Source organism: Vibrio crassostreae, from assembly GCF_041439375.1.
Lineage (GTDB): Bacteria > Pseudomonadota > Gammaproteobacteria > Enterobacterales > Vibrionaceae > Vibrio > Vibrio crassostreae_D.
On the sequence record NZ_JBGONY010000018.1, the window covers coordinates 45,006 to 53,428 of the forward strand.

7 protein-coding genes are annotated in these 8,423 nt (G+C 44.5%); 4 read left to right on the forward strand and 3 right to left on the reverse strand.

The genetic code is table 11. The features are described from left to right. The first annotated feature begins 143 nt into the window (after positions 1 to 143). Both yqfB and ACED45_RS10070 read left to right on the forward strand, forming a co-directional pair. Positions 144 to 458: a N(4)-acetylcytidine aminohydrolase gene (gene yqfB, locus ACED45_RS10065; protein ID WP_017063603.1), complete on the forward strand. Its 315-nt coding sequence runs from the start codon at positions 144 to 146 to the stop codon at positions 456 to 458. A 49-nt stretch (positions 459 to 507) separates the two neighbouring features. Next, positions 508 to 957: a hypothetical protein gene (locus ACED45_RS10070; RefSeq protein WP_371713914.1), complete on the forward strand. Its 450-nt coding sequence runs from the start codon at positions 508 to 510 to the stop codon at positions 955 to 957. 132 nt (positions 958 to 1,089) lie between these two features. Here ACED45_RS10070 and ACED45_RS10075 read toward each other — a convergent pair whose 3' ends face one another. The 3 genes from ACED45_RS10075 to ACED45_RS10085 form a co-directional block, all read right to left on the reverse strand. Continuing rightward, positions 1,090 to 2,328 (reverse strand): leucine-rich repeat-containing protein kinase family protein, encoded by a 1,239-nt coding sequence (locus tag ACED45_RS10075; RefSeq protein WP_371713915.1) that lies wholly within the window; start codon positions 2,326 to 2,328, stop codon positions 1,090 to 1,092. A gap of 142 nt (positions 2,329 to 2,470) precedes the next feature. Then, entirely contained in the window at positions 2,471 to 3,049 is a 579-nt protein-coding gene (locus ACED45_RS10080) for a TetR/AcrR family transcriptional regulator (protein ID WP_146489905.1), read from the reverse strand. Further along, positions 3,046 to 4,482: a coniferyl aldehyde dehydrogenase gene (locus ACED45_RS10085; protein WP_285954380.1), complete on the reverse strand. Its 1,437-nt coding sequence runs from the start codon at positions 4,480 to 4,482 to the stop codon at positions 3,046 to 3,048. The genes ACED45_RS10080 and ACED45_RS10085 overlap by 4 nt, the downstream gene beginning before the upstream one ends. A gap of 561 nt (positions 4,483 to 5,043) precedes the next feature. Here ACED45_RS10085 and speA point away from each other — a divergent pair. Then, a complete protein-coding gene (gene speA / locus ACED45_RS10090; RefSeq protein ID WP_105057850.1) occupies positions 5,044 to 6,951 on the forward strand; it encodes an arginine decarboxylase in 1,908 nt (635 codons plus the stop codon). Further along, positions 6,951 to 7,880, forward strand: a complete 930-nt coding sequence (gene speB, locus ACED45_RS10095) for an agmatinase (RefSeq protein WP_371713916.1) — start codon at positions 6,951 to 6,953, stop codon at positions 7,878 to 7,880. The genes speA and speB overlap by 1 nt, the downstream gene beginning before the upstream one ends. Positions 7,881 to 8,423: the final 543 nt, after the last annotated feature.

Genomic DNA, 8,423 nt, shown 5'->3' on the forward strand with positions numbered 1-8,423 from the left:
ATATCGCATATCGCATATCGCATATCGCATATCGCATATCGCATATCGCATATCGCATCCCGCACCTAATTTTTATTCGCTTGAACACGCATTCTGGTATATAAACATTTACCTAACCTTTAAATGTAAAGCGACCGAAATAAATGACCGCACCGACCACTATGACGTTCTTCGAACGTTTTGAAACTGACATCCTATCTGGCAAAAAGACGATTACTATTCGTGATGAATCTGAGCGAGACTACCAGCCAGGCAGTGTTGTGGAAGTATCGACGCTAGAGCAAGACCGTGTGTTCTGTAATCTTAAGATCATCAGCGTTGAGCCAATTTTGTTTGATGACTTAGGTGAGTTCCATGCTCAGCAAGAGAACATGACGCTGCAAGTACTGAAAGACGTGATTCAAGATATCTACCCAGGTATTTCTCAGCTTTACGTTGTATCCTACGAGCTGGTTTAATCGCTAACAACGCACGTTTAGTACAGTTCTTGGATAGATAGGAGGGATTATGACTGAGTTCTCGAGCGACACTAAGCAGCAAATCTTGCTTCAACTTTATTGTCGTGAGCAAACTGACCAGCCGTTAATTCCTCGTACCGATCTCGACATCGATCTTTACGACAGCGAAGCGTTTTTAGTTTGGCGTGCAACCAAGCGCGACTTTGTTGTCAGTGATATTGAAAACCGTGTTTGGGTAAAAAGCTGCCCGGGTGGTTACATTACTGAAGTGCATTTTAAAGCGGATGGCACTCTAACGGAGTACCGTTTGTTTGACCGCTTTAAAACGGTAGGGCAATGGCAGTTAAAAGACGGCTTATTGCACGTTGAGATTACTAAGGGCGATAACCGATATCAATTTGCGGTTGTTGCTAGGGCAGATCTTAATATCCATTCAGCGGTGGAATATAAGAACGGCGACCTGCATTCGTATCTGAAGCTGGTGCAAGCTGAGTGTTAACTCCTTTCATCGAGCTTACTAAAGTGAGCAATATTCCCAGGAACAACAAAGCCAACAGTGATGTTGGCTTTGTTGTTTCTGGCGAAGCTAACTAAGCGTTAGCATTCTTTAAGTTCTGTTTATCTACGGCGTTTACGCTTCAAAGTTTGTTAGGCGAGAGTGCAGTTCACTTCCAACATCTTGTTTCGCGCAAACCGTTAGCAAGTCATCAATAAAGTACTTTAATGCGCGAGCTTCGATACGACGAATGCCTTGTTGCTGTTCTTCAGTTAGGTAGCCATAGATAGTTGCAGCGCCAAAGTCACCAAAGATCATTTGGCCTTGCTCATTGACTAGGGTGTTGTGCGCATACAAATCACCGTGGCACACCTTGTTGTCGTGTAGGTGATTAAATACATCAATCATTTGAGTAACGATGTTGTCGATTTGCGCGATTGGAAGTTCGAAATCTTCTGGGAAAGTATCACGGGTGCAAGTCTCGAGTGTCGGTGGCAAGCCTAGGTTGTAATAGCTGCTTGGGATAAGCTCCATTACCAATGCAAGGTAATCTTGCTCGTCCACTTGAGCGATAGACTTCACTAGGTTGCTATGGTGACCAGCTTGAAGACACGCTTCCAGTTCATCATGTGGGTAGCCGTCGCTTGTTACTTCGCCTTTGAATACTTTAACTGCCACTTCCTGAGGGAAATCAAAATCACTGTTTGACCAATTAGCGTGAGATATCACGCCTGATGCGCCTTGGCCAAGCACTTGGTTCAATGAGTAGCATTGCGAGCTCACCGCTGGCACGCTATCTAAGCTGCTCGGGTGTTTGCAAAATGGATTACCCGCAAAGGCTAACCAAGCCAGTTTCGGAAGCTTAATAAGGAACTCTGGGAATTCCGTCAGTTGGTTTGCAGACAACCGAACTAGTCCGAGGTTGGATAGCTTTTCCATACTCTCAGGTAAAGCGCGAAGCTGGTTGCCTGCGAGTGCCAGCTTTTGCAGTCTTGGTCTTTCACCCAGTGAGTTAGGCAGAACCTCGATTGCATTATCTGTCAGGATCAACCAGCGTAATTGAGGTGGCAGAGACTCTTCACTCACGGTTTTGATTTGGTTGGTCTTGAAACCGATCATTTCAAGTTTAGGAAGTGACCCAAGAACATCAGGAAGGTGCGTAAATAGGTTATTCGACGCGAAGATAATACGCAGGTGAGTCAGCTGTGATAACTCTTCAGGTAAGTCTGATAGTTGATTCCCCGAAAGATCCAGAATTTCTAGTGAATCGGCGAGATCCAATATTTCTAATGGAAACTCAGTGAGACCTTCTGATAGTTTTAAGCGCTTAATACCTTTAAGTTGCCCTGATTTTAATTGTTCTAGAGTATGCAAACCTTAGCCTTATGAATAGATGTTCGAGGCGCGTAGTTTACTTGTCTCAATTGAGAAAGGCGAGTATCCGCAACAATACTCGCCTAACTAATCTAACTGTTTAGGTGCCTGTCTGCTTTATCGAGCTGTAGCACTTTGGGAGTTACTGCGCTTGACCACCAATGGCACGCCAACACATATCAAAGCTATCATTAATGTACTTGGCTGATTGCTCTTGCGATAACTCGTCCTGTTCGATTAGCCAGTTTGCACAAATCAAAAAATGGCTGTGAATGAAGTGTCTAACAAGATTAATGTCTAACACCATTAACTCACCAGCCTCTTGTCCTTTCAGTACGATGTCATCGAGTGATGCGAACATCTGCGACACGATGACTTCACGAGTTTGAGTCGTTGGGTCAAAATGAACATTGGTGAAGAACTTCATGGCGACTGGGTTTTCTAATGCCCACTCAATCCCTGTCATCCACATGAATTTAAAGGCTTGATAGCGGTTTTGTTCAGCGACTTCTGCGTGCTGGTCAAGAGTAGAAAATAGCTCTACTTTCAGTTCACGAAACAGTTCATCAATCAGTAGAGATTTGTTTTCAAAGTGATGAAATAGCGTCGCTTTTGCTACACCTGCGGTCTTCGCTATCTGCCCAGTAGATGTGCCCTCTAACCCTTGTTGAGAGAAGAGTAGGAGCGCAGCATCTAGGATTTTTTGCCTTTTTGTAATCATCGATTCAGTACTTTGAACATCATTTTTTTGATTGGGTTGTTGTATGGAGGGTGCATCAACTTAGTGAAGTTGATCTTGCCTCGAGTCAACACGGTTTTCGCATGGCTAAACGTTTTGAAGCCTTCAATGCCGTGGTAGTGTCCCATGCCTGAAGGGCCAATACCACCAAACGGTGCGTCTTCTGCTGCTACATGTACTAGAGAGTCGTTAATACAAACACCGCCTGAGTGTGTGTCTGATAAGAATCGGTCTTGAGTCTGTTTATCGTGACTCATTAGGTACAGCGCAAGTGGACGTTCTCTAGTGGTGATGTAGCTTATCGCTTCTTCAATCGAATCATAAGGCACGACAGGAAGCACAGGGCCAAACAACTCTTCTTGCATTGCCACCATGTCATCATTCACTTCGGTGAGAAGGTGCGGTGTCATTCTATGGTTCACGTCGTCTTGTGCCTGCTCGGTGACGGTGTGTATCACAGCACCTTTTGACTTCGCATCGTCAACCACACTTTTTAATCGATTGTACTGGCGCATGTTAACCACTGAGGTTAAGTCTTTGCTCTCAATTCCCGCTTTATAGAGCTTCTTGAAGTAGCGCTTGTAAGCGGTGATAAATGCCTCGACTTTCTCTCGTGGCAGCAAGATGTAATCCGGTGCGACACAGATTTGACCTGCGTTCAAGCTCTTGGCAAACAAGATACGTTCAACGGCGTCAGCGACATCGAAATCAGGAGCGATGATAGTTGGAGATTTTCCACCTAGCTCAAGTGTCACTGGCGTTAAGTTCGCGGCTGCAGCTCTCATAACGTGCTTTCCTACAGCGGTCGACCCAGTGAATAGAATATGGTCGAACGGCAGCTGGCTAAATGCTGCGGAAACATCCGCTTCGCCTTCGATAATCGCAACCTGATTTTCACTGAACCCTTCTGCCAACATCGCTTTTAACACACGGTTGGTTGCAGGGGTGAACTCAGACATCTTAAGCATTGCCGTGTTACCTGCCGCCAACGCTGTGATCAGAGGACCTAAAGAGAGCATCACCGGGAAGTTCCAAGGAACAATAATACCGACCACGCCCACAGGCTGATAATGAACAGTAATCTTAGCTGGTGTTAGCATCAAACCGGCTTTACGTCGTGAAGGCTTCAACCATTTTTTAAGGTTTTTATCACTGTAATTGATTTGGTGTAGGGAAGGGGTGATGTCAGCGATTAAGCTGTCGTGCTTTGCTCGATGGCCATAATCTTCTGATACTGCCTCAATCAACTTTTCTTGATAACGCATTAGTAATGACTTGAGCGTTGCGAGATCGGCTCTTCTCTGTCCTAGTGTCGGATTTACATTATTGCGGTAGTGATCTTTTTGTCGGTTGAACAGTTGATCCATGTCGTTGGTGTTCGACGTGTTTGGTTCAAGGTCTAGATTATGACTCATGGTATCCCCTAAATTTGAATGCTGACCGATTGGTTGGTCGGTTGAAATTACAAGAATATCTAGCCGAATACAAGATATGCGCAAGAAAAGTTCAATAATTGAGCGGTTAAAACATTGAAGTGAGCGATTTTTAGTTGGAAGAAGGAAGTATTAATCGGCATTGAATTAGGGGACACCCGCTATGGCAGTGATAGTGAAAGTTCAGATTGGGAAGTGCTTATATTTGTCACAACTCTGACTTAACCTCACTCAATTTACTAAGAATCTTATGGTTACTGCACTTTTTGTCTCCCTAATTTTATGTGAGAAATTGCTTTATATTTAATGCGCTTCAGCCTGTTTTTTACCCTAAAACCTTGTAATTCCTTAGCTGTCACTTTAAGTCGATCTGTCGATAAAAAAACGTAATCGTAACCACAAATATCAATGGTTGGACTCACTCTTAATAATATCGGTTAATGCAGCCAACAAATCGTTTTTGAACGCTTTTTGTTGGGTTATACCTCGCTATTCCAAAGAGGTATCTTCTGTCGATGGCCCTATAGTGTGAGGTCTCTAGAATTGGAAAATTCGGTTAATTTGGAACGCATCCGTGCTGAGTATAATGTAAAGCACTGGAGCCAAGGTTTTTATGGCATTGATGATAACGGTGAAGTGTATGTATCACCGAGCGAAACGGATCATCAAGTCCCACTAAGTAAGATCGTAAAACAGTTAGAGCAAAGAAATATTGGTTTGCCTGCTCTTGTGCGTTTTCCTCAAATCGTGCATCAGCGTGTGCACAATATCTGTAACGCATTTAACCAAGCGATCGAAGAGTATCAGTACGACAACCGTTACCTACTTGTTTATCCGATTAAAGTTAACCAGCAAAAAGAAGTGGTTGATGAGATCTTAGCGAGCCAAGCTCAATTAGAGCAGAAGCAGCTAGGCCTAGAGGCGGGCAGCAAGCCTGAGCTATTAGCGGTATTGGCGTTGGCTCAAAAAGCGAGCTCTGTGATCGTATGTAACGGTTACAAAGACAGAGAATACATCCGTCTTGCGCTGATTGGCGAGAAGTTAGGGCACAAGGTATTTATCGTTCTAGAGAAATTGTCTGAGCTTGATCTTGTTCTTTCTGAAGCGAAAGCGCTTGGTGTGAAACCTCGTTTGGGTTTACGTATCCGTCTTGCTTCTCAAGGCGCGGGTAAATGGCAAGCAAGTGGTGGTGAGAAGTCGAAGTTTGGCTTGTCTGCATCACAAGTGCTTACCGTTATCGAACGCTTGAAAGCAGAAGACCAGCTGGATGTTCTTGAACTCGTGCACTTCCACCTAGGTTCGCAAATGGCGAACATTCGTGATGTGAGAAATGGTGTAAGTGAAGCGGCTCGTTTCTACTGTGAACTGCGTGATATTGGCGCTCAACTGAAGTTCTTAGATGTTGGTGGTGGTTTGGCGGTCGATTACGACGGCACGCGCAGCCAATCTTCAAACTCAATGAACTACGGCTTGCTTGAGTACGCTCGTAATATCGTGATGACAGTCGGGGATATTTGTAAGCTCTACAATCAACCACAACCTGTAATTATTTCGGAGTCTGGCCGCTCATTGACTGCGCACCATGCTGTGTTGATCACCAACGTGATTGGTACTGAAAGCTACTCACCGGAAGATATGGCAGCGCCAGAAGCAGACGCACCACTGTTGCTTAACAACATGTGGAAGAACTTCTTAGAGCTCGATGCTGGTAACGATGACCGTGCGTTGATTGAGATCTACAACGACACGCAGAGTGATATTGCCGAAGCACACAACCAATTTGCGACCGGTATGCTGAACCTTCAGCACCGTGCTTGGGCTGAGCAGATGTCTTTGCGTATCAACTACGAGCTAAGCACTCGTATGAGCACAAAGAACCGTTACCACCGTCCAATTTTGGATGAGTTGAGCGAGCGTTTGGCTGATAAGTTTTTCGTGAACTTCTCGTTGTTTCAATCGTTGCCAGATGCTTGGGGTATCGATCAGGTATTCCCTGTATTGCCTCTAAGTGGTTTGGATAATGCGGACGAGCGACGCGCTGTGGTATTGGATATCACCTGTGATTCTGACGGTACGATTGATCAGTACGTTGATGGCCAAGGCATTGAAACAACATTGCCAGTGCCTGCGTGGAACCCAGATGAACCATACCTAATGGGCTTCTTCCTAGTAGGTGCATACCAAGAGATCTTGGGTGATATGCATAACCTATTTGGTGACACGCACAGTGTCGTGGTGAATGTTGATGAGAGCGGAGAAGCGAACATTGACTACATCAATGAAGGCGACACAGTAGAAGACATGATGCGTTACGTTCACATTGATATGGACCTAATTCGTCAGAACTACAAAGAATTGGTAACGGCTAAAGTACCAGCTCAAGAGCAGCAAAGCGTACTTGAAGAGTTAGAGCAAGGCTTGATGGGTTATACCTATCTTGAGGATTTTTAATGAACGATCTATTTACGAAACCAGATTACTCGCTGTATTCCAATGCGATGACGTTTATGCGCTGTCCATTGGTGCAGAACCCAATCGACAATAATGCTGATGTGGTTGTGCTAGGTGCGCCGTTAGATATGGCGACGTCTGGTCGACCGGGTGCTCGTATGGGCCCTGATGCGATTCGTCGTGCGTCAGTTAACTTGGCGTGGGAAGGCAAAAAATTCCCTTGGGACTTCAATGTATTTGAACATACCTCGGTGATTGATGCTGGCGATCTTGTGTTTGATTGTGGTGATGCAGAAGACCTGACTCAGCGTTTAGAAGCGGCTGCTGATGCGATTCTAAACAGTGGTAAAACTTTGTTAGGTTTAGGTGGCGATCACTTCATTACACTGCCTTTGCTTAGAGCGTACGGCAAGAAGTACGGTGAGATGGCTCTGATTCACTTCGACGCGCACACTGACACTTACAGTCAGGGCAGTCGTTACGATCACGGCACTATGTTCTACCATGCGCCAAACGAAGGTTTAATTTCGCCTGAACATTCAGTGCAAATTGGTATTCGTACAGAATACAAGCAGGAAGGTCACGGCTTTAACGTAATTAACGCGATGCAAGCGAACGACATGAGCGTGGACGAGATCATTGCTCAAGTGAAAGGCATTGTTGGTGATAAGCCAGTTTACCTAACGTTTGATATCGATTGTCTGGATCCTGCTTTTGCTCCGGGTACAGGTACACCGGTATGCGGCGGTTTGAATTCAGATAAAGTTCTGAAAATCATCCGCGGTTTACAGGGTATCAATATGGTTGGTATGGACGTTGTAGAAGTGTCTCCAGCGTACGACCAAAGTGAGATTACGGCATTAGCTGGTGCGACGATTGCCCTCGAGCTACTTTACGTTTGGACTGCAAATCGCCTCGCTAAATCATAGTGTTTGATTGTTAGCAGCGTAACGCTACATACTGATTTTAAAGCCCACTAAGGTTCAACTTAGTGGGCTTTTTTATTTTTGGTGGTGGACAAATAGAGTAACTCATCGTTGGAAATGAGCAGCTTCTCCCTGTTATGAATTAATGCGCTATCAGGTGTTGCTTATGCAAGTCGTTTAATTGATTCTGGGTAGAAAAACATCATCTTTACTCTGGCTGTTGTCTCAAATATGGGACTTACCTCTGCTTTGCTGTTAACGCATATCTCACCTCTATTAATACCCCATATTCGCTAATGATTTATCAACCTTATTACTGTATATATTTATAAAACGAAGAGGTGCAATTACATTGTGCGTTTATTTGCATATAAATCAGCATCCTACTAACTTTTAACTCAGGTTTTCAAATCCCAGCCACAATACCTAGATTTGTGAAAAGACGTCTCGTCGCACAGACATGGCATTTTTTATGGGGAAGACTAGGCTTAAGGGTAAGTAAACTATAAAAAAACAGGTGAAATACTTCTCTCTTTTCAAGCCGAT